Source organism: Hydrogenispora ethanolica (genome assembly GCF_004340685.1).
Lineage (GTDB): Bacteria > Bacillota > UBA4882 > UBA8346 > UBA8346 > Hydrogenispora > Hydrogenispora ethanolica.
Genome location: NZ_SLUN01000001.1, coordinates 257,976 through 279,167, shown reverse-complemented (window position 1 = coordinate 279,167; position 21,192 = coordinate 257,976). Strand labels below are relative to the sequence as shown.

21 protein-coding genes are annotated in these 21,192 nt (G+C 61.7%); 15 read left to right on the top strand and 6 right to left on the bottom strand.

The features are described 5' to 3' along the window. The first annotated feature begins 6 nt into the window (after window positions 1-6). Complete coding sequence (locus EDC14_RS01190; RefSeq protein WP_207930690.1) at window positions 7-1,737, top strand: ABC transporter ATP-binding protein; 1,731 nt, start codon at window positions 7-9, stop codon at window positions 1,735-1,737. An 18-nt stretch (window positions 1,738-1,755) separates the two neighbouring features. On the opposite strand, the gene EDC14_RS01185 is transcribed toward EDC14_RS01190, so the two are convergent. Continuing rightward, the gene (locus EDC14_RS01185; RefSeq protein ID WP_132012347.1) at window positions 1,756-2,415 is read right to left on the bottom strand and encodes a TetR/AcrR family transcriptional regulator; all 660 of its coding nucleotides are present in this window, start codon (window positions 2,413-2,415) and stop codon (window positions 1,756-1,758) included. A 172-nt stretch (window positions 2,416-2,587) separates the two neighbouring features. On the opposite strand from EDC14_RS01185, the gene EDC14_RS01180 reads away from it, so the two are divergent. Beyond that, window positions 2,588-3,163, top strand: a complete 576-nt coding sequence (locus EDC14_RS01180; protein WP_165907697.1) for a class I SAM-dependent methyltransferase — start codon at window positions 2,588-2,590, stop codon at window positions 3,161-3,163. Then, entirely contained in the window at window positions 3,160-3,621 is a 462-nt protein-coding gene (locus EDC14_RS01175) for a YbaN family protein (protein ID WP_243662753.1), read from the top strand. Before EDC14_RS01180 ends, EDC14_RS01175 begins: the two co-directional genes overlap by 4 nt. Window positions 3,622-3,675: 54 nt before the next feature. On the opposite strand, the gene EDC14_RS01170 is transcribed toward EDC14_RS01175, so the two are convergent. The 3 genes from EDC14_RS01170 to EDC14_RS01160 all read right to left on the bottom strand — a co-directional run bounded on the left by EDC14_RS01170 (window position 3,676) and on the right by EDC14_RS01160 (window position 6,532). Then, window positions 3,676-5,577 carry a heavy metal translocating P-type ATPase gene (locus EDC14_RS01170; RefSeq protein ID WP_132012345.1) on the bottom strand — a complete coding sequence of 634 codons (1,902 nt, stop codon included), beginning with the start codon at window positions 5,575-5,577 and terminating at the stop codon, window positions 3,676-3,678. A gap of 25 nt (window positions 5,578-5,602) precedes the next feature. Continuing rightward, window positions 5,603-5,878, bottom strand: a complete 276-nt coding sequence (locus EDC14_RS01165; protein WP_132012344.1) for a metal-sensing transcriptional repressor — start codon at window positions 5,876-5,878, stop codon at window positions 5,603-5,605. A 252-nt stretch (window positions 5,879-6,130) separates the two neighbouring features. Then, the gene (locus EDC14_RS01160) at window positions 6,131-6,532 is read right to left on the bottom strand and encodes a helix-turn-helix domain-containing protein (RefSeq protein WP_243662752.1); all 402 of its coding nucleotides are present in this window, start codon (window positions 6,530-6,532) and stop codon (window positions 6,131-6,133) included. A gap of 213 nt (window positions 6,533-6,745) precedes the next feature. On the opposite strand from EDC14_RS01160, the gene EDC14_RS01155 reads away from it, so the two are divergent. The 4 genes from EDC14_RS01155 (at window position 6,746) to EDC14_RS01140 (ending at window position 9,134) form a co-directional block, all read left to right on the top strand. Continuing rightward, a complete protein-coding gene (locus EDC14_RS01155; protein ID WP_132012342.1) occupies window positions 6,746-7,096 on the top strand; it encodes a hypothetical protein in 351 nt (116 codons plus the stop codon). Window positions 7,097-7,174: 78 nt separating this feature from the next. Next, window positions 7,175-7,885, top strand: a complete 711-nt coding sequence (locus EDC14_RS01150) for a methyltransferase family protein (RefSeq protein ID WP_132012341.1) — start codon at window positions 7,175-7,177, stop codon at window positions 7,883-7,885. Window positions 7,886-8,004: 119 nt separating this feature from the next. Then, a complete protein-coding gene (locus EDC14_RS01145) occupies window positions 8,005-8,205 on the top strand; it encodes an ABC transporter permease family protein (RefSeq protein WP_132012340.1) in 201 nt (66 codons plus the stop codon). 566 nt (window positions 8,206-8,771) lie between these two features. After that, window positions 8,772-9,134, top strand: coding sequence for a hypothetical protein (locus tag EDC14_RS01140; protein WP_132012339.1), 363 nt, complete (start codon window positions 8,772-8,774; stop codon window positions 9,132-9,134). Window positions 9,135-9,229: 95 nt separating this feature from the next. Here the strand turns inward: EDC14_RS01140 and rph are convergent, their stop codons facing one another. Then, window positions 9,230-11,896, bottom strand: coding sequence for a rifamycin-inactivating phosphotransferase (rph, locus tag EDC14_RS01135; RefSeq protein ID WP_132012338.1), 2,667 nt, complete (start codon window positions 11,894-11,896; stop codon window positions 9,230-9,232). 280 nt (window positions 11,897-12,176) lie between these two features. On the opposite strand from rph, the gene EDC14_RS01130 reads away from it, so the two are divergent. The 3 genes from EDC14_RS01130 (at window position 12,177) to EDC14_RS01120 (ending at window position 14,511) form a co-directional block, all read left to right on the top strand. Continuing rightward, a complete protein-coding gene (locus tag EDC14_RS01130) occupies window positions 12,177-12,932 on the top strand; it encodes a GNAT family N-acetyltransferase (protein WP_132012337.1) in 756 nt (251 codons plus the stop codon). 56 nt (window positions 12,933-12,988) lie between these two features. Then, on the top strand, window positions 12,989-13,816 hold the full coding sequence (locus tag EDC14_RS01125; RefSeq protein WP_132012336.1) for a DNA-formamidopyrimidine glycosylase family protein: 828 nt from the start codon (window positions 12,989-12,991) through the stop codon (window positions 13,814-13,816). 332 nt (window positions 13,817-14,148) lie between these two features. Further along, window positions 14,149-14,511 (top strand): demethoxyubiquinone hydroxylase family protein, encoded by a 363-nt coding sequence (locus tag EDC14_RS01120; RefSeq protein WP_132012335.1) that lies wholly within the window; start codon window positions 14,149-14,151, stop codon window positions 14,509-14,511. A 234-nt stretch (window positions 14,512-14,745) separates the two neighbouring features. Here the strand turns inward: EDC14_RS01120 and EDC14_RS01115 are convergent, their stop codons facing one another. Next, window positions 14,746-15,531 (bottom strand): DNA-formamidopyrimidine glycosylase family protein, encoded by a 786-nt coding sequence (locus tag EDC14_RS01115; RefSeq protein WP_165907696.1) that lies wholly within the window; start codon window positions 15,529-15,531, stop codon window positions 14,746-14,748. 201 nt (window positions 15,532-15,732) lie between these two features. On the opposite strand from EDC14_RS01115, the gene EDC14_RS01110 reads away from it, so the two are divergent. The 5 genes from EDC14_RS01110 to EDC14_RS01090 all read left to right on the top strand — a co-directional run bounded on the left by EDC14_RS01110 (window position 15,733) and on the right by EDC14_RS01090 (window position 21,191). Further along, entirely contained in the window at window positions 15,733-16,545 is an 813-nt protein-coding gene (locus tag EDC14_RS01110; RefSeq protein WP_132012333.1) for an alpha/beta fold hydrolase, read from the top strand. Between the two features lie 367 nt (window positions 16,546-16,912). Continuing rightward, complete coding sequence (locus EDC14_RS01105; RefSeq protein WP_132012437.1) at window positions 16,913-18,667, top strand: alkaline phosphatase; 1,755 nt, start codon at window positions 16,913-16,915, stop codon at window positions 18,665-18,667. A gap of 152 nt (window positions 18,668-18,819) precedes the next feature. Beyond that, window positions 18,820-19,221, top strand: coding sequence for a hypothetical protein (locus EDC14_RS01100; RefSeq protein WP_243662759.1), 402 nt, complete (start codon window positions 18,820-18,822; stop codon window positions 19,219-19,221). A gap of 43 nt (window positions 19,222-19,264) precedes the next feature. Further along, the gene (locus tag EDC14_RS01095) at window positions 19,265-19,996 is read left to right on the top strand and encodes an ABC transporter ATP-binding protein (protein ID WP_243662751.1); all 732 of its coding nucleotides are present in this window, start codon (window positions 19,265-19,267) and stop codon (window positions 19,994-19,996) included. Further along, the gene (locus EDC14_RS01090) at window positions 19,971-21,191 is read left to right on the top strand and encodes an ABC transporter permease (protein ID WP_132012331.1); all 1,221 of its coding nucleotides are present in this window, start codon (window positions 19,971-19,973) and stop codon (window positions 21,189-21,191) included. The genes EDC14_RS01095 and EDC14_RS01090 overlap by 26 nt, the downstream gene beginning before the upstream one ends. The last annotated feature ends 1 nt before the right edge of the window (window position 21,192 follow it).

The following is a 21,192-nucleotide window of genomic DNA, read 5'->3' as shown; positions in this document are numbered from 1 at the left end:
TTGCCGATGCTTCAGAAATTATTATTCTTATCCGATCAGGGCTACCGGGATTTCAAGGCGGCGGTCCGTGCCAATGTGCTGGTCAATCTGAGCTTCATGGCCCCGATCATCGTGATGAACCTGGTGATCATGGAGATCCTCAAGCCCTTTGTGGGCGGGGCCGTGGATTACGCCAGGCTCTGGAGCTATGCCGGGATCGGGCTGGTGCTGGTGATCGCGATGTACTGCGCCAACCGCTATGAATATGGGAAAACCTATGTCGCGGCCTACGCGGCCGCGGCCGAGAAGCGGATCGCCGTGGCCGAACAGTTGCGCCGGTTGCCGCTGAGCTTCTTCAATCAGAAGGATCTGACCGAGCTGACCACCAACCTGATGGCCGACTGCACCAATATCGAGCACACGTTTTCCCATCTTTTTCCGCAACTGGCGGGGAATATCATCACCATTGCGGGGGTGACCGTCCTGCTCTGCCTGTATGACTGGCAAATGGCGCTGGCCATCTTCGGCACCCTGCCGCTCTCCTTCCTGATCCTCTTCGGCAGCCGGAGCCTGCAGCGCCGGATCGGCGAACGCCACGTGGCGGCCAAGCTGAAATCGGCCGAACAATCCCAGGAATACCTGGAAGGGATCAAGGTCATCAAAGCCTTCGGCCTGAGCGGCGAGAAATTCACCAGCCTGGACCGGGCGCTGCGCGACTTCATGAAGCAAAGCATCCGGCTGGAGGCGATCGTCGGCTCCTTCGTGGTCAGCGCCATTGTGATCCTGCGGTTCGGGCTGACGGCGGCGATCTTCGTCGGCGTCCACCGGCTCAGCGGCGGCCGGCTCGATCTGGTCAAATTCGTGGTGTTTCTGATCGTCGGCTCGGGGATCTATACCTCGTTGTCCACCATCATGACGATGTTCGGCGAGATCTTCTATACCCTGATCTCGCTCGACCGCATGAAGGCGCTGCAGGCCCAGCCGTTGATGGAAGGGGACGCCGGGATCGCGCTGGAACGGTTCCATATCGCCTTCGACCGGGTGAGCTTCGGGTACAATCAGGACGAGGTGATCCGCGACGCCAGCTTTACCATTCCCCAGGGCAAGGTGACGGCGCTGGTCGGCCCGTCCGGCAGCGGCAAAAGCACCGTCGCCAGGCTGGTGGCGCGCTTTTGGGATGTGAGCCGGGGCGGAGCCCGGATCGGCGACCGGAATATCCGGGAGATCGACCCGGAGCACCTGCTCTCCTATATCGCCATCGTCTTTCAGGACGTGGTGCTCTTCAACGACACGGTCTACAACAACATCCGGATCGGGAACCCCGACGCCGGTGAGGACCGGGTGATCGCAGCCGCCCGGATGGCCCAGTGCGACGGCTTCATCCGGCGCATGCCCCAGGGCTACCAAACCCTGATCGGCGAGAACGGCTGCACCCTGTCGGGCGGCGAGCGCCAGCGGATCTCGATCGCCCGGGCGCTTTTGAAGAACGCGCCCATCGTGCTGCTGGACGAGGCCACCGCCTCCCTCGATCCCGAGAACGAGGCCGAGATCCAGACGGCCATCTCCAACCTGATCAAGGGCCGGACCGTGGTGGTCATCGCCCACCGGCTGCGCACCGTGGCCGCGGCCGACCAGATCATCGTGCTGGACCGGGGCCAGGTGGTCGAGCAGGGCAGGCATGCCGAACTGATGGAGCGCGACGGCTTATACGCCAGGCTGTACCGGATTCAGCAGGAGAGCCTGGGCTGGGCGATCTGAGAGCCTGACCCGCCGGAATCAACCGCCCGGGCTGAGCGAGTCGTCCGGGCGGACTCCCTGGGCGGCCGGGGTCCCGGAAGGCGCGAACAGATAACTTTCAATCATGTCCGCCAGCGCATCGACGAGTTGCGCCTCGTTTGGCGCTGCGGTGAAGGCAATGGCGTCGACCACGCTGTGGATCGACCAATAGACGACTTTGGCGGCAGCTTCCAGGTCGGTGACGCGTAATTGCGCTTGGATTCCGGTCAGATACCGGCTGATATAGCCGATGCAGGCCGCGTCGTAGGCGGCGACCAATTGCAGAACGGCGGGGTCCGTGTAATACATGGCGGTCAGCTCATGATGGAAGTCCTTGAAGACGCCATGGGCCTTCAGAAAACTGCGGATCATCTCCTTGAAGAAGGGCTTTTGCCCGGCGCCCGCCGTGGAAAGCCTGGCGATCTGTTCCTGGGCGATCTGGTGGAACTGCGCGAAATAGAGGGTCAACGCTTCCATGAAAACCGCCTTTTTATCGCCGAAGTAAGCATAGAAGCAGCCGGTGGCCACCCCGGCCGCCCGGGCAATCTCCTTGGTATTGGTGCCGTGAAACCCTTTTTGCGAAAAGAGCCGCATCGCCGCCTCGATGATCTGCTGCTTCGTCTGGATGCCGCGTTGTTGTTGCGGGACTCTGGTGTTCATTTGCTTTTCCCCTATTCCTTGGTGCGTCGATCTGATCTTATAATTCCCGGACCGGCTGTGTCAATAAAAATGTGAATTATAGTTCACATTCGTCGTTGACAATCGCCACTGCGGCGGATACAATAAAAATATGAACCGAAGTTCATATTTTTACGCGCGGGAGGGAAAGCTGATGGAGGGTAGTCCGGTAAACGCCGCGGCGATGCGCCTCGGGAAAGTGGAGTTCGCGCTGATGAACAATCCGCTGCGGCGACTGCTCCAACGGAAGGTTGAATTCGGCGCTTTTTTGTCACTCCTGGAGAAACAGCGGATCGACCTGGCGGGCAAGGTGATCATGGATGCCGGTTGCGGCTCGGGATACAGCACCGAACTGATACTCAAAGCCTTTCGACCGGCCCGGGTGATCGCGTTCGATCTGATGCCCGAACAGATCCGGCTGGCCGCCCGGAGAGGGCTGCCGGCGGAGTTTGCGGTAGGGGACATGACCCGGATCGATTGTGCCGATGGCTTTTGCGACGCGGCCTTCGTCTTCGGCGTGCTGCATCATATTCCGGAGTGGCGGCTGGCCCTGGCCGAGCTGCGCCGGGTGCTGAAGCCCGGCGGCGTGCTGCTGGCGGAGGAGCCGGAGTACCGTTTTCACTGGACCGAACTGATGGCCGGGATGGGCGCTGCCGGACTGGAAGTCGTCGAATGCCGGGCGCTCTACTGGGGCTATTTTCATACCTATTTATGCAGGAGGGTCGGATGAACCATTGCGATCAGCGGCGGATGCCGGAGCCGCGCCGGCGGTCCCTGGCGCTCCGCCTCAGCTTATGGGGACTGGGCACCCTATGCCTGGGCCTGGGGATTCTGGGCGTTTTTCTGCCGGTCTTGCCGACCACCCCGTTTCTGTTGGGGGCGGCCTTCTGTTACGCCCGGAGTTCGCGGCGCTTCTATGAATGGCTGATGCGGCGGAGATTCATCGCCGCCCGGTTGGAGGAGTTCAGGACGCGGGGCGGGCTGACCGCCCGGACCAAATGGTCGATCTTTGGCGTCGCCTTCGCCATGCTGGCCGGAGCGGTGGTCTGGATCAACAAACCCCTGATGTACCTGGTCTTCGGGATTCTGTTGGGCCTCAAGGGCTGGTACTTCTATTTCGGCATCCCGACGCTTCCCGCCGCCCCGGGCGTGGCGGAACGAGAAGAGCGGGACGGGAATGCCGGGTAACAAGAGCCGTTCAAGGCGGCGCACTCGCGGCAGGCCCGCTCCGCTCATCCGGGCTTAGGCCGCCGCCCGGATCTTCGGCGGAGCCTCGCTGTCCTTCATCTTTAGGAGCAGCGCCGAATTGAGAATCACCGCCACCGAACCGGCATTGTGCACCAGCGCGCCGGCGACCGGTCCCAACAGGCCCAGGGCCGCCAGGATGATCGCGCCGCAGTTGAGCGCCAGCGATACGATGATGTTGGTCCGGATGGTATGAAAGGTCCGTTTGGCCAGCCGCAGCAGGTGGGGGAGGCGGGTAATGTCGTCGTTCACCAGCGCGATATCGGCCGCCTCCACCGCGATGTCGCTGCCGATGCCGCCCATGGCTACGCCCACCCAGGCGGTCTTGAGCGCCAGGGCGTCGTTGACGCCGTCGCCTACCATGCACACCAGTTCGCCGCCGACATTTTGGCAGGAGGCGATGAAGGAGGCCTTATCCTCCGGCAGCAGTTCGGAGCGGACGTCGTTGATGCCGATGCGCTGCGCCAGATGGGAGGCTGCCTGCCGGTTGTCGCCGGTCAGCAGCACGGGCCGGATGCGTTCGGCCTGAAGCCGGTCGACGATGTTCCGGGCGTTGTCGCGCAGGGTGTCGGAGAGCGCGATCAGGCCGGCCGGGGCGGCGTCGATGGCCACAAAAATGACCGTGCAGCCCCGTTTCAGGTATTGGGCGGCGCTGGCGCGCAGCTCCGGCGGCAGCGTGATGCCGCCGCCGGCCAGCAGGTCGGGGTTGCCCGCCAGTACCGTCCGGCCCTGGATCCGGGCGCGCACGCCCCGCCCCGGCAGCATCGCGAATTCCTCCGGTTCCGGCAGCCCGATTTCCAGCTGTTGCGCATGATGAAAGATGGCCCGGCCCAGGGGATGTTCGGAGCGTTGCTCGGCGGCCGCCGCCAGCTGCAACAGTTCTTCATCGGTCCGTTCCGGGACGGCGCTCTCCACCGCGACGACGCTCGGCTTGCCATGGCTTAATGTCCCGGTCTTGTCGAAGGCGATCCGCTTCACCTGGGCCAGCCGTTCCAGCACTTCGCCGGAGCGGATCAGGATCCCGTGGCGGGCGGCATTGCCGATGCCGGCCATGACCGCGGTGGGGGTCGCCAGCACCAAGGCGCAGGGGCAGAAGACCACCAGAATCGTCACGGCGCGGATGATCTCCCCGGTGAAAAGCCAGGTCCCCAGCGCCGCCAGGAGCGCGCCGGCCACGATCCAGGTGGCCCAGCGGTCGGTCAGCCGCACGATCTTGGCCTGGTTGGCGTCGGCCGCTTCCACCAGGCGGATCATCCGTTGCAGCGAGCTGTCCTCCCCGACTTTGGTCGCCCGCATCTCGAAGGCGCCGAATTGATTGACCGCGCCGCTCAGTACCGCGTCGCCCGGCCGCTTGTCGACGGGCAGCGACTCGCCGGTCATCACCGATTGGTCGATGGCGGTCTGTCCGGCGGTGATCACCCCGTCGACCGCGATGGCTTCTCCCGGCAGCACCCGCAGGATATCCCCAAGCCGCACCGCTGCCGCCGGGACCACGGTTTCGGCGCCGTCGCGGACCAGCCGGGCGGTGCGCGGTTGGAGACGCACCAGTTTTTCAATGCCCTGGCGCGCCTTGCGGACCGTGCGTTCCTCCAGCAGCGCGCCGACGGCCATGATGAAGGCGATCTCGGCGGCGGCGAAGGTCTCGCCGATGATCACCGACGCCACCAGCGCGATGGAGACCAGAACGTCGGCGCGGATATCCAGCGCGGTGACGAGGCCGGCCACCGCCCCCCGGATGATCGGCACGCCGCAAAGGAGAATCGCGACCCAGGCGATATCAAACGGCAGGACCCCTTGGGTCCACCCCAAAAAACTGAGCAACACCGCCAGCCCGGAAAGGGCCAGCGCCACGGCGGCGCGTTTTTCCCCGTCCGCCGCCCATTCTTTCAACTTGTCCATGGTCCTTCGTTGCTCCTTTCACCCCTCAAACCATCCGGGAGAACTGTTCGATGGCGTTAGCCAGGTCTTGCAGGGTCTCCTCGACATCGCCGTTTTGAATCCCCTTGACCACGCAGTGGTGGAGATGCCCCTCCAGCACCAGTTGGCCCACTTTGTGCAAGGCCGCCTTGGCGGCGCCGATCTGGATCAGAATGTCTTCGCAGGGCACATCCTTGGCCACCATGGCGCTGATGCCCTGGATCTGCCCGCCAATCCGTTTCAGCCGCGCGGTCACCGCCGGAATATCAACGCACTCTCGCATCGTTCAGACCCCTTTCCATACGATATACCCCCATTGGGTATTAAGGTGATTATATTCCAAAAATTGCCCTTTGTAAAGCGAGAATAGCTTATTTTTAAGTATAGTTTACAATTAAAAAAGAGCGGAATTGTAATATACCCCTATCCGGTACCATGAGAGTAATAAAAAAGGCCGTCCTACGGAGCGATGGGTAGGACAGCCTCGTTGAACCGGGTCATTCGGCGGGAGCGCCGCCGGGGGAGGGCGGGGCCGTTATGCTTCCGGATCATCCAGCAATTTGGTGTAGTTTTTCAAAAAGTCCAGCCGTTTGCGGCGTTCCGCCGGGGTGAGCCCGGACCACGCCCGCTCGATCAGGGCGATGGCCTCGGCCGTTTCCGGCGCGTTCGGGAGCGGATGCGGGCCCGCATCGTAGGAGGCCAGCTCCTCGGCGATAGCCGCTTTCGGTTTGCGATCCGTCTCGCCCAGCAAATAGGCGGTGGGGACCTCCAGCAGCCGGGCGATGCGGGAGAGCGTCAGAAAATCCGGCTCGCGGTAATTCCGCTCATAGCCGGAGATGGTCCCGTTGGTGAGCCCCAGGGATTCCGCCAAATACTGCTGGGTCCAGCCGCGGGCTTCCCGTTCCTCTTTTAAGCGTTGCGCAAAGATCTCACTCAAGTTCTCACCCGTCCCCCCGGATCCGGCCCGGTCCGTTTCGGCCGTCAAGGGGTCTTTCCATGAACAATATAGCATGTCCGGGGGCGCTTCATGAATCTTTTTAAGCGAAACGCGCAAATTATTCTTGCTTTAAACGATGCGCTTAGTTATACTGGAAATAAGATGAAATATTTCCAATGAATTTTCCATCATTCACGCAAAGGAGGACTTCCCTTGTCAATGGCGGAATGTGTCGCGATGCACGATTCGAGCCTGGTGGGCCTGGACGAGTATTTCCGGGATCTGATGGTGGAGCGCGTCGCCGAGCTGGAAGGAAAACTGCTCCGGGCCGATACCGAATGCCGGCAGCTCCGTTCCGGGCTCGACAGCTACCTGGTCGCTCTGGCGGATTACCTGCCGCCCGAGGCGGATCAGGCCCAGATCTTTCTGGAGGCGATCCGCGAGAGTCTGACCTCCCTGGAGTCGCGGGTGGCCTGCCTCGCCTATCAGCAAGGAATGTGGGACGGAGTGGCCTGGGTGAAGCTGCAGGAGACCGGAGGCCGGAGGCGCGGCCCTCATTTTTGAGGCCGTCCCGGCCCGCCCGGCCGGGAAGATAGTATTTTACGAAAAGATTGGCAGGAATTTTGATAGGAAAAGTAGAATATGCAAAAAGGGCCGGGGGAAGCCGCGCCGGACGCGGCGGCGGATGCCGGAATGGCTGGGCGCCGTCCCGGGGCCCGGAATCGCGACCGCGCGGAGGAGGGGTTGTTGGTGGCTGGCCTGAATGTACTGGTCATGATGTTATTGGTCCTCTTTTACCTCTTGTTTCTGGGCCGGAGTCTGCTCCTGATCGGGCAGGGCGTGAATCCCTGGATGCTGGGCAAGGGAAAGCGGGGGCTGCGCCAGGCGGTGGAACTCTTATTTCTGGTCGGGTTGGTCTATTGGACCTTTGAGAATTTCAATGCCGCCCTGGGGTACCGCTGGCCGGTGCTGCCGGAGCTTTTCTACCGGCCATTCTTCACCAGCCATGCGCTGGCGGGCGCCGGCTGCCTGGCGATGCTGCTGGGGCTCTTCCTGTTCAGCTGGGCGCTCTTCTCATTCGGCGCCTCCTGGCGGATTGGCATCGACCGGCATAGCCCCGGGCGGCTGGTGACGGGAGGGATCTTCGGAACCACCCGCAATCCGGTCTTCGTCGCGGTCGACCTCTTCTTCCTGGGGAGCCTGCTGATCTACGCCAACCTCTCTTTCCTGCTGATCTTCGTCCTTGCGGCGCTGGGAATTCACTATCAGATCCTGCAGGAGGAACGGTTCCTGTTGGAACAGTACGGCGAGGCGTACGCACGCTATCAAAAGCAGGTGCACCGCTACTTTTAGCTGAATTTGTCCGGCATGGCCGGACATTTTTTGGTAATCGGGAGAGAACGTTAATATCTACGGTACAGGCTACGCTTAAGGCATTGTGATACCCCTGATCCAAAGCGGGGTGGCCAGTGGTGAGCGTGATTGCCGTCCGCCAGATCATACCGGCGTCGCTGTCGGCCTATGCCCTCGCCCGGCTGCGGTTCTGGGGCGCGGAGGCGGCTTTTGTCGTGTTTACGGTGCAGATCATGCTGCCGTTGGAAGTGATCGTGGTGTTCCTCATCTTCCAGCGGCGGATCTTGAATAATTTTTTGGAGAGCGCGTTCAAGGGATGACCGGATTCACAGCCGGAAGATCTTTATCCACAAAAGTAGTAACTTGATTCGTAAAAGTCAGATCTGGAATCATTCCAGGAAGAACTGGAATCATCGCAGGCCGATCTCGATTCACAAACGATCGATCCTGATTCACAAACGATCGACCTTGATCCCCAAAAGGAACTACGGCGGTGACTGCCGTAGTTCCTTTATCCCCAAACGATCGATCGTTTGGGGATAAGGGAACGGCGGGAAGAATTTACGATCGTGAAGAAATTTCCTGTGCTCTTCCCTTCCCCCGAAAACCGGATATTCAATCCAGCGCCGAAGCCGGAAGGTGGAGCGTTACCATAATTAAACAAAACATTACTTTGAATCAAAAAATCGATTGACTTTAATAAACGGCTATGATATAATCTGTAGGTAATGAAGAATCCTCCGGAGGGTTCGAGACGCAACCAAGCCACATTCGGTTGAACGCTAGTGCTGCAGAGGTTTAATGACTATTTCCTTTGCATGGCGAGCGACTTCAATCGGGTGACTTGGTAATTTTAACCCCAATACGTTTAGTGGAGGTAATGAAAATGAGCGAAGAACTGGTGCAACCGACCCCATCGCTGAAGAAACGGGAGCGTGATCCGCAGACGATTGCCGCCCAATTGGGCCGGACCGCGGAGATGCTCGCCGGGCTCTCGGCCCATGCCGAGGCCATGGCCAGGCGGGGGATTGACGCGGCTTTCGTGACCAGGCTGAGCAGCACCTATCAGCAGAGCCTCGACGCCCATACCGGCCAGTTGGCGTATAAGGCGCGCATGATGGAACAGACCAAGGAACTCCATGACCATCTGGCGGAGCTCTATGACCTATACTCCGAGGCCCGGAAACAGGTGAAGATCGAATTGCCGCAGGAGACCTGGCGGGAGTTTGGCATCGTGGACCAGCGGTAAGGTAAGGAATTGCAACAGGCCGGCAGCCGTGCCGCAGCGCAGGACAGCGCCGTGGCACGGCCCCTTTGCCAAGCTGGCCTCCGCAGATGGCGGCGCTAAGTCGGATCCGGATCGGGTTCCAAAATCTCCACCAACCCCCGCGTGCCATCCACCCGGATTCGCTGGCCGTCCCGGATCCGGCGCGTGGCATTGTCGACGCCCACCACCGCCGGGATGCCGTATTCGCGGGCGACGACCGAGCCGTGGGTCATCAGGCCGCCCACCTCCGTCACCAGGCCGGCCGCCAGCGGGAAGAGCGGCGTCCAACCCGGATCGGTGTACGGCGCCACCAGGATATCGCCCTTATCCATCCGCGCCTCCTCCAGCCGCAGAATGACCCGGGCCCGGCCCTCGACCGTTCCCGCCGATACCGGGCTCCCGGCCAAGGCGCCCGGCTGCGCCTGAGCCCCGGGTTTGACGGTGATGATCTCGCCTTCGCTGGTGATCGCCCGGGGCGGACTCAGCTTCGCGTCCCGTTCGAATTTTTCGCGGCGGACGCCGATGAGCGAGCGGTCGAAACGGCGCGTCTCCATGGCGGTTTTGATCTCCGGCAGCGACAGCCAGAAGATATCCTCCGGATGTTCAAGGACTCCGCCGGCGACCAGGGCGGCGGCCTCCTGCAGCAGGGCTTGCTTGATCAAGTCGAGGTTCTGCACCATGAAGTATTTGGGATGCTCCCTGGCTCCGATCAGGGCCCGGTGCGTCTCGATCAGGCGTTTCATGCGCCTGGCCTTGAGAAAGCCGGCCGGCGTCTCCCGAAGCCGATTCAGCAGCCGGGCCGCGGCCAGTTCCGCCTCAGTCTTGCCGGCCCGGAACGCATGGCGATGCTGCCCCGGCTGGAAGCTTTGGATGTGACTGAGAATGCTCGGGACCAGGGAGGTGGGGACCTCGCGCCAGCGCGGCCGGGTCAGATCGATCTCGCCGGTGCCCCGCATCCCGTAGCGGGCGAAGAAATCCTGGAAGGCCGGCAAAACCTCGGCGCCGCCGGGAACCGCCTTCAGGCCGTCCCAAAACGTCCGGTCCGCCGCCTGTTTCAGGTATTCGATCACCGCCGGATGACTCCGGACCGCATCGGCCACATCCCCCAGCGCCAACCCCATTTCAGTGGTGACGTTCCCGGGCGGGGATTTGCTGATCGCGCGCAACTCGGCGGCGTCGCCCAGCCACCGGTGCGACAGGGTCTCGATGAGCTTGTAGGTCAGAAACGCGGCTCCGACATAGGGGATTGCCTTCGCGGCAATCACTGGCAGGAGGCTGGCGAGGATCTCCTGGATCCGCGTGATCCGCTCCGGGCCGGAGACCGCTTGCAGACGGTCCCGGTTGGCCCGGAGCTGGCCGGCGCTGAAACGGTTCAGCTCCGCAATGGCCCGGGACTGGTCATGGCCCAGAATATTTTTCAGAATGCCAAAGGCTGTCGGAAAGGCCTTTTGAATCAGAGCCAGATCCAGCTTCCGCTCTGGCGGCGGCGCGGCCTGAAATTCCGGACGCCCGATGAATTCCTGCACCGATCGGCCGAGCAATTCGTCGGCAACGGGCAGCAGCTCGGGCAGGACTTTCCTGACCCGCGGATAGGCCAGCAGCGGGGTCAGATCCAAATACAACCGCCCGCCGGCTTCCTGCAAAAGATCGCTTTCGGCCTGGGGCGAATCCTTGCCGGCCGGAACTATCGTCCTCAGTACCGAGATGCCCAGCGGCTTCAGGGCATCGGTCATCATCTGCGGATGACCGATGGAGATAAACAGGTGCAGCTGGGCATCGCTGACCGGGGGAACGGGATAAAGCGTGGTAACCGGCCGGCTCTGCAAGATATAAAATTGCCGGCCTGCGAGACACCATTCGATATCCTGCGCCGTTCCGAAGTGCGCTTCAATGCTTCGGCCCAGCCCGGCCAGCCGGAGGATGTCCGGGTCCGCCAAAGCCTGGGCAGTCTGCTGCGGCCCGGCGATCGCCACCCGGGCTGTCCCGCCCTCGGGCTTGGCGGTCATGGCAACCGTTTTCCGGGCGATCTGTTTTTTGAGCAATTGATCCGCTTTGACCTGGTATAAATCGGCCGAGACCAGTCCGGAGACGAGCGCCTCGCCCAGGCCGAAACTGGCGTCAATGGCCGCGATCTTGCGGTTGCCGGTCACCGGATCGGCCGTGAACATGATTCCGGACACTTCGGGAAAGACCATTCGCTGCACCACGACGGACAATTGGACCTGATCGTGCCCGAAACCGTTCTGACGGCGATAGGCGATAGCCCGGTCGGTAAAGAGCGAGGCCCAGCAGCGCCGGACGCTGTCCAGCACCTCCCGTTCCCCCTTGACATTTAAGAAGGTATCCTGCTGACCGGCGAATGACGCTCCCGGCAGGTCTTCCGCAGTCGCGCTGGAACGAACGGCATAGGCCGCATCGCTGCCGGTCTGCCGCCAGGCCGCGCGGATCTCCTGTTGGATCGGGGCGGGGATCGCCAGGCTCAACAGGTAATTCCGCATCCTTTCGCCGGCTGACTTCAGTTCCTCCAGCGAGCGCGGGTCAACGGCTGCCAAGGATTGGAGCAGCGCGGCAAAATCTTGGCCGGTGCTCACGAAATCGGTATAGGCTTTGGTGGAAACGCAAAAACCGGGAGGAACCGCGATTCCGGGAATATGGGACAGTTCGCCCAGGTTGGCTCCTTTGCCGCCCACCCGGGGCAGGCTAAAACGATCGATCTCCGGGAAATAGAGGACATACTGATTCATGGCGCTCTCCGTAAAGTTTGGTCGATGGACGGTCCGGCGGTCGTCCGCCAAAGGCCGTTCCCATTTATTTTGAATTGAAAACGCCAGGCTATGCACTGGCGGAAATTCCGCTTTTTTCTGTTTTATCTCCCGGCCCGGTGCCTGATTTTCCTCGAACCATGGCCCGCTGGTTTGAAAGATGATCAAATATGACATGCTGTTGTCAGGATGACTGTGTTAATATGGAAGAAGCAAAAGAAGAAGCAAAATAGGTAGCGCGCCTGCCGGAAGGGTCTTGCCAATGACTGATTTCATTACCTTGAACGCGGAGAATATCGCCACGGAGCATATCTGCTGCGCGTTATCCGACCCCAAAGGCCGGTGCGGAAGCGCCGCCAAAAAGGACTGGCTGAGGGAGCGCTTTCCCGAGGGACTGGTTTTCCGGAAGGCGGCGGTCCGCGGCAAAGTTTTCATCGAATACCTGCCGGCCGAAAAGGCCTGGTTTCCGGTGGAGGCGGAGGGGTTCACCTTCATCAACTGCTTATGGGTGGCCGGCAGCTATCAAGGCCAAGGATATGGCCGGAAGCTTCTGGAGGAGTGCGTCGCCGCTTCCCGGGCCAAGGGCAAACGGGGCGTGGTGGCGGTCTCCTCGGCCAAGAAACGGCCCTTTCTGTCCGATAAGCGCTTTCTGGAGAAGCACGGCTTTACTGTCTGCGACCGGGCGGAGCCTTACTTCGAGCTGCTCTGCCTGAAGTTCGACGCCGGTTCCCCCGAGCCGCGCTTCCGGGAGAACGCCCGGTCCTTGACGGTCCCGCAAGCGGAGGGCCTGGCGCTCTACTATTCCCACCAATGCCCCTTCACCGCCGATTACAGCGGAATCGTCGCGCGGCAGGCTCAGGCCCTCGGCGTGCCCGTCTACCTGAAACGCTACGAAAGTTGCGACGAGGCGCAACAGGCGCCCTGCCCGGCCAGCACTTTCAGCCTCTTTTACCGGGGCCGGTTCGTCACCCATGAGATTCCCACCGAGAAGAAACTGCGGACCTTGTTGAACCTTTGAGTGACAACGGGAAACCCGTTTTCAGCGATAATTCAATTTGAGCGAGGTGTCCGAAGATGATCGAATTGCCCGAGGCCGTTACCCTGGCCCGCCAGATCGCCGCCACCATCGGCGGCCGGCGGATCCGGAAGGTGACGGCGGCCCATTCGCCCCACAAATTCGCCTGGTTTTACGGGGATCCCCAGGCGTATCACGACCGGCTGGCCGGCCGGACCATCGAGCGGGCGACCGCTTACGGCGGGATGGTGGCGATCGGCGCCGGAGACGCCGTCATCCTGCTCGGCGACGGGGTGGGCTTGCGCTATCACCCGGCCGGCGCGGCGCTGCCGGAAAAGCACCAGCTCCTCCTGGAGCTGGACGACGGCGCGGCGGTCAGCGCCACGGTACAGATGTACGGCGGGCTGTGGAGCTTCCGGGAGGGCGAGTTTGAGAACCCGTACTACCGGATCGCCCAAGAGAAGCCCTTCCCGCTGTCGGAAGCCTTCGACGCCGCGCATTGGCAGCGGCTGCTGGAGGGGGCCGACCTCCGCAAGCTGAGCGCCAAGGCTTTTTTAGCCACCGAGCAGCGGATCCCGGGCCTCGGCAACGGCGTGCTCCAGGAGATCCTCTGGGAGGCGGCGGTTCACCCCAAGCGCAAGCTGGCCGCCTTGTCCGGCGCGGAGCGGGCGGAGCTGTTCCGGGCGGTCCGGACCGTGCTGGCCCGGATGGCCGAGGCGGGCGGCCGGGACACCGAGAAAGACTTTTTCGGCAAACCGGGCGGCTACGCGACCGTCATGAGCAAGCACCGGGTGGGACGGCCTTGCCCCCGTTGCGGCGGAATGATCAAAAAAGAGACTTATCTTGGCGGCAGCGTGTATTACTGCGAAGGCTGCCAGGCGGTTTAGGTTGCAATTGAGCGACCCAAGCCGGAGGCGGCCCGGCGGCGGGCAGGGGTATGTCAAAGTCCCGTCCCATTCATTCTCCCGCAGCGACGCTGAGAAAAAACGAAACGAGGGTTGTCGATTTTATGCGACTAAACTCCGCGCCTTTGCGCCTCTGCGGGAGTAATAAACCTTAAGACTCGTTTTCGTTTTATTTTGACTTTGACGGAATCCTGCGGCGGCGGACCTCCGGCTTATTTTTTTGAACCGTCGGGGTATAATGAACCATTAAGGTCATACCATAAGTACATACCAAAAAGTTTCCGCCGACAGGGGCAGAAAGGAAGGGAGAAAACATGCCGTCATTTGCCAACCCGTTTCAGGGAAATGTGAACAAGAAGCTCTCCAAGGAAGAGTTGATCCAGGCGGTCCGGCTGGACATCGCCGGCGAGCTGGAGGCGATCTTTATGTATGACGCCCATGTCCAGGCCACCGACGACCCCATTGCCAAAAAGGTCATCGCCGATATCCGCGACGAAGAGAAGGCGCATGTCGGGGAGTTGATGACGCTCTTGAAGATTCTGGATCCCGCCGAAGCCGCTCACTTCGCCGAAGGCGAAGCCGAGGTGCGGGAGATGCTGGAGGCCATCGGCGCGGCTGTCCCCTCCGGCGGCGAGGAAGCGGCCGCCCGTGCGCCGCAGACCGGGCGGTCCCGGTGAGCGCCGAATTCCGCAATATCGACCGGACCATCGGCCGGGACCCGGTCACCGCCTGCCCGTGGCTTCTAGGCGGCCCACCGCCCAACCCCATTGGCTGCGGATCACCAACTTCTTTCCAAACAAATCAAAGCCAAGCGGCTCCCGTTCAAAACGCCGAAGCGGCTTGGCTTTTTTCTGCCCCGCCGGCGGCGGGGTTTTCCTTTTCGGATACGGCCGGGGTCGCCCGAACCGGGGTTAATAGAGGATCTGCTCGTCCGTGAAATAAGTGGTTTTGGAGGCCACTTTTTGCACCCGGATGGCGTGCCCGGTCGGCGACTCCTTCCGCCGCGGCTGGTGCACCTTGAGGAAGCTGCGGATCTCGCCGCTGATGATCTCCGGCGCCTCCCGCCGGATGCTGGCGATGGCCTCCCGGAGGACGCCGGCGACGGCCGCGTGCAGGCGGGCGACGGCCTCGGGCGGCAGTTTGCCGCAGAGCGAAAGCGGCGAGATCCGGCTCTCCCAGAGGATCTCGTCGGCATAGGCGTTGCCGATCCCCTTGACCATCTTTTGATCGATCAGAAAAGCCTTGATATTCATGAGCGGATTGCGGGCCAAACGATCCGCCAGGTACTCCTGGCTGAAGGCCGGGCTGAAGGCGTCCGGCACCTTGGTCAGCTGGGGCAGGAAACGGACCTTGCAGAGCCCGCCCGGATCGCTGACCACCAGGATCAGCTCCTGGAACCGGAACGAAGCGATCCGGTATTTCACGGCCGCCGCTTGCGCCGGCTCGGCGCACAACTGCAGGCCGCCGTTCAGCATCAGATGGACCGCGAAGAACTTGCCCTCCGGAAAGAGGAAGAGCAGCTCCTTGCCGTCCCGCTCGATATCGGCCAGCGCTTTGCCGACGAACTGTTCCAGCACCGGCCCGGCGGCGGGGATGACGTTCCGGGGATGGACGGGCTCGATGGCCAGCAAGGTCTCCCCTACCAAATGTTTTTTGAGATTCCCCTTGAAAACTTCCAGATCCGGCAGTTCCGGCATGACCAGGGCCTCCTCCGCTGCGCGATAACGCGATTTTGCTATGGGATCGCAGGTATTATTCCACCGTTTCCAGCCTTTTTCCTGCCGGCGCGGGCGAAAAGTTTCGAGAGTTGGGAATGGTTTACAACAGAACGTATGTTTGGTATAATGGCATTGTCCGAAAAGCGTGGGAATCATGCCCATTGTAAAGGAGTTGCGGAGATGTTCTGTGAGCTTGAGAAGTTGCGGGTTTATTATGAAACGGCCGGCGCGGGACGGCCGTTGCTGATGCTGCACGGCTACGGGGTCGACCACCATATCATGAAAGGCTGCATGGAGCCGGTTTTCGGGAAGGAAGCCGGCTGGGAGCGGATTTATCTCGATCTGCCGGGGATGGGCCGGACTTCGTCCGCCGACTGGCTCCGGAACTCCGATCAACTGCTCCAGGTGGTCCTGGACTTTATCCAGGCGGTCCTTCCCGGCCGGGAGTTCGCCGTGGCCGGGGAGTCGTACGGCGGTTACCTGGCCCGCGGCCTGGTCCAACGGCTGCCGGAACGGATCGCGGGCCTGCTGCTCATCTGTCCTTGCATCATTGCCGAGAGAGCGCGGCGCGATCTTCCGAAATTTCGCGTCCTGGAGAGCGACCCTCAGCTCATGGCGGGACTGGGCGAAGCGGAGCGGGCCGAATTCGCGGAGCTGGCGGTGGTTCAGAGCGAAGTGACCCTGGAGCGGTTCCGCGCCGAGGTCGTTCCGGGGATCCGTGCCGCCGACGAGGCTTTTTTGACCCGGTTGCAACGGGACGGCTTTCCCTTCTCCTGCGACGTTGACCGGCTGGCGCAGCCGTTTGACAAGCCCGCCCTGATCCTGGCCGGACGGCAGGACCCTTGGGTGGGTTACCGGGACGCGTGGCGGATCCTGGAGAACTTTCCCCGGGCGAGCTTCGCCGTTTTGGACAAGGCCGGCCATAACCTGCAGATCGAGCAGGCGGAGGTCTTTGAGCTGATGGTCCGGGAATGGCTCGCCCGAATGCGATGAAATGAAATGGAACCCGGTCGACCTCATCATCCCTTAAAACTGTGACAAACCCCGTCCCAAAGGTCGGGGTTTGTCACAAAAACGCAGCAAAGGGGTAAAGCCGGTTTTTAATCCATTGAGCGGGTGATTTTAAAGTGTAAAGAGCACATGGCTTTTCAAGAAATCTCTCCCCGGATCCCATTATTGATACTGCCTCTCAAGAAGCGCGTCATTACTGCGGATTAGCCTCCATTTAGCCTGCGGTTAAAACTCATTTAATCCTCCCTTTAACTTGGATTTGTAACATTAGATCCGACGATATCAAAAACCGTAGGAGGTGCTTTATTTGTTGAGCAACAGTCTGAAAACCCGTATCGCGCTGACAGCAATGGTCCTGACCCTGATGCTGACCATGTTGCTGAGCGGCGGCGCCGCGTTTGCCGCCCAACTGCCCAACTTCCCCTATCATTCCATCGACGTACTGCCCATCGACCGCGCCAAGTTCCTGGCCGGCCAAAAAATCGATTTTGAAGTCGAATTAAAAGACCTGGGCACCATCAAATCCGTTGAAGTGCTGATCAATTATAATCCGGCCGAAAAATTCTTCGGCAAGGCTCCGGTCGTCAAATTGGCCGCCGGGGTCAGCAGCTACCGCATCGACCAGGTTTCTTTCGCCAAACCGGGCCCGGTCAATGTCATCGTCAACGTGTTGACGGAGCAAGGCGCCGCGTCGCGCGAAGTCAATTATACCGTGGTCGCTGACAAAGCGCAGAAACTGGCCAAGAACGTCATTCTCTTCGTCGGGGACGGCATGAGCCTGCAAGCCCGGCAAATGGCCCGGATCCTTTCCAAAGGCCTGACCGAGGGGAAATACCACGACTTGCTGGAAATGGAGAAAATGTCCAATCTGGCGCTCGTCACCACCTCCGGAATGGATTCGTTGGTCACCGACTCCGCCAATAGCGCCTCGGCCTATGCCACCGGCAGCAAGAGCGCTGTCAATGCCATGGGCATCTATCCCAACTCCACCGGCGATCCGCTCGATGATCCCAAGGTCGAGAACATCATCGAATTGGCCAAACGTTCGCGCGGCATGGCCACCGGCATCGTCTCCACCGCCAACATCACCGACGCCACGCCGGCCGCGATGGTCGCCCATACCCGCCGCCGTTCCGAGCAGAATTTCATCGCCGCCTCGATGCTCGACCCCGAACACCGCCCCGACGTGATCCTGGGCGGCGGTTCCCAGCACTTCCTGCCCAAGAGCGTCCCCGGTTCCAAACGGAGCGACGACCGCAATCTGGTGGAGGAGTTCAAGAGCCAGGGTTATACCTTTGCCGGGAACAAAACCGAGCTGAATCAGATCCAAAACTCCGCTAAAGTGTTGGGCCTTTTCCAACTGGACAATATGAACGTGTACATCGACCGCGAAGTCACCAAGAATCCGGCGGTGCTGGGCAGCTTCACGGACCAGCCGACCCTGATGGATATGACCAAGCAGGCCATTAACGTTCTGAGCAAGAATCAAAACGGGTTCTTCCTGATGGTGGAAGGCGCCTGCATCGACAAGCAGCTGCATACCGTGGACTGGGAACGGGCCACTTATGACACGATTGAGATGGATAAAGCCATCGGCATCGCCAAGGAATTCGCCAAGAAGAACAATGACACCCTGATCATCGTCGTGGCCGACCACGCCCACAGCGCCAGCATCACCGGGACCTACCACGAGCTGGACGGCAAAACCGGCCGCCAGGCGGTGCGGACGTACGCCGAAGCCGGCTTCCCCACCTTCGAGGATAAGAATAAGGACGGCTTCCCCGACAATCCGGCTCCCGCTGTCACGCTGGCCATTCAATACGCCAATCATCCCGAGTACTACGAGGATTACAAGTTCAATCCGGAACCGATTGCCCCGGCCATTAAGTCCGGCAGCAAAACCATTGCCAATCCCAAGAAAGACGCCAATGGCGATTTGAACAGCAGCAAGCTTCCGGATACGGAGACTCAGGAAGTCCATACCGCCGACGACGTTCCCTTGACCGCCGACGGCCCTGGCGCCGAGTATTTCCGGGGCATCATGGACAACACCGAGGTATTCTTCGGCATGGTGCGCGCCCTGGGCTTGGACGCCGTGAAATAACCGGAGGAACGAAAAAGATGAGCCATCGAACCATGCGCGCAATCGGGATTTTGCTACTCATTTCGCTGATCCTGCCTGCGGCGTGGCACCGGAGGGCGGAAGGGACGGCACCCCAGCGGGGACCGTCCCTTTTCGGCTCACCGGTCCAAGCCATGGCGCTCGGCAATTGGGGGAAAGAAGCGGCGGCGCCCCTCGGCTTTGCCGAGCTGTACAGCGGCGCTTCGTCTTTGGGCATCCAATTCTCCCCCAAATTAAAGTCTTTGAACGGCAAACGGGTCAGCATGGTCGGCTTCATGGCGCCGCCGCTCAAGCCGACCCTGGCCTTCTTCGTGCTGACCAAAGTGCCGATGGCGATCTGCCCCTTTTGCTCCACCGACGCCGATTGGCCCAATGACATCGTGGTGGTGCGGCTGAGCAAGCCGGTCACCGCCTTGCCCTACGACCAGCCGATTCAGGTGACGGGGCGGCTGGAGGTCGGCAGCCAGATTGACCGGGAGACGGGTTTCGTCAGCCTGGTGCGGATCATTGCCGATACGCTGGAACGCGCCAAATAAGTAACGATGAATCCGGCCGCCCGCTTCGGCGGGCGTTCCGGAAATGGATTGCGACCGAACGAGAGAGGTGAATCCGATGCTGGAGATCTGCAATCTTCAGAAACAGTACCCGAGCCCGGACGGTCAGACCATCACCGCGCTGCGGCTCGACAATTTGCGGCTGGAACGGGGCGAACAGGCGGCCCTGGTCGGCCCGAGCGGTTCCGGGAAAACCACTTTGCTGCATCTGGTGGCCGGGCTCCTGGCGCCGACCGCCGGGACCATCTCCCTGGACGGGCAGCGCGTCGACGCCTTGCGCGAAAAGGAGCGCGACGTCTGGCGGGCCCGCAACGTGGGGTATGTTTTTCAAAGCTTTAACCTGCTCCCCAACCTCAGCGCCTTGGAGAATGTCATGGCGGCCCTGGTCTTCGCCAGGGTTGAACGGGAGCGGGCGGCGCGGCTGCGCGCCATGGAACTGCTGCGGGGCGTGGGCCTGGCCGATCGGGTGCACAACCGGCCGTCCCAGCTGAGCATCGGCGAACAGCAGCGGGTCGCCGTGGCGCGGGCGCTGGCCAACCGGCCCCGGCTGATCCTGGCCGACGAGCCCACCGCCAGCCTGGACCGGGAGAACGGCCGGAATGTTCTGGAGATCCTGCAGTGGCTCTGCCGGGAGCAGCAGAGCATCTTAATCCTGGCCACCCACGATCATGCGGTCATGGAGCTCTTTCCCCGCCGGATCGAACTGGCGCGGGCCGTGGAGGTGAGCGCCGATGCGCCTGCGGATAGTGTGGCGTAACCTGAGCGCCAAACCGCTACAGAGCATGGTGACCGTGGCTATCGTGGCCCTGGCGGTGGCGCTGACCGTGACCCTGATGCTACTGGCCGAAGGGATCCATCAGGGGCTGGTCCGCGCCACCGAGCCTTTCGACCTGATCGTCGGCGCCAAGGGCAGCCCGATCCAACTGGTCCTCAATACGGTGTTCCTGCAAGACACGCCCATCGGCAACATCGAGGAAGCGCTGGTGGACGATTTGGCGGCGCGGCCCGGAGTGGCCGCGGCGCTGCCGATGGGTTTCGGCGATAATTACCGGGGCTACCGGATCGTCGGCACCGCGCCGGCCCTTTTTGAGCAGCGAGTCGCCCCGTCCCGCCCGCCCTGGCTGCAGCTGGCGGAAGGAAGACCCTTCCGGGCGCAGTTTGAAGCAGTCATCGGCGCGAAAGCCGCCCGGGATCTGAGGATCAAGGTGGGCGAGACGTTCGCTTCGGTTCACGGATTGTCAGTGCACGAGCAGGGCGAGGCGCACGGGCATAATCCCTACCGGGTGGTGGGAATCCTGAAGCCGGTGGGAGGGCCTTACGACCAGGCCATTCTGGTCTCCATGGAAAGCATCTGGCATATTCACGAGCATCACGAGGCGGAGGAGGACGAAGCGGCAGAGGAGGAACACGACGGCCATGAACACGGCGTCACCGCGATCCTGGTGAAACCGCGGGGTTACGCCGATGCCATGCGCCTGTATCAGCAGTTTCAGAGCGAGCCCCGGGCGCAGCTGGTCTTCCCGGCTCAAGTCATCGTGCAGTTCTTCGCCCTGATGGGCCAGGGCGAGCAGGTCCTGCAGCTCATCGCGGCTCTGGTGATCGCCATGACCTTGCTGACGGTAGCCCTGACGTTGTATGGCTCGGCTCAGAGCCGGAGCCGGGAGCAGGCGGTGCTGCGGGCCATCGGCGCCAATGCCGGCGACATCTTCCGGATTATTCTGCTGGAGGGAGTGGTGACGGTGGGCGCCGGCCTGGTCTGCGGCTTGCTGGTGGGACACGGCCTCTTCGGGGTGCTGGCCGGAATCCTGCAGCAGCAGACCGCGATCACGATCGGGTTGGGCGGTTCCTGGAAGGAACTGGTCCTGGCGGGAGGCGTGGTCGGTTTCGGCCTTTTGGCCAGCCTAGCTCCGGCGGCGCTCGCCTACCGGTTCAATGTGGCCCGGAACCTGTAAG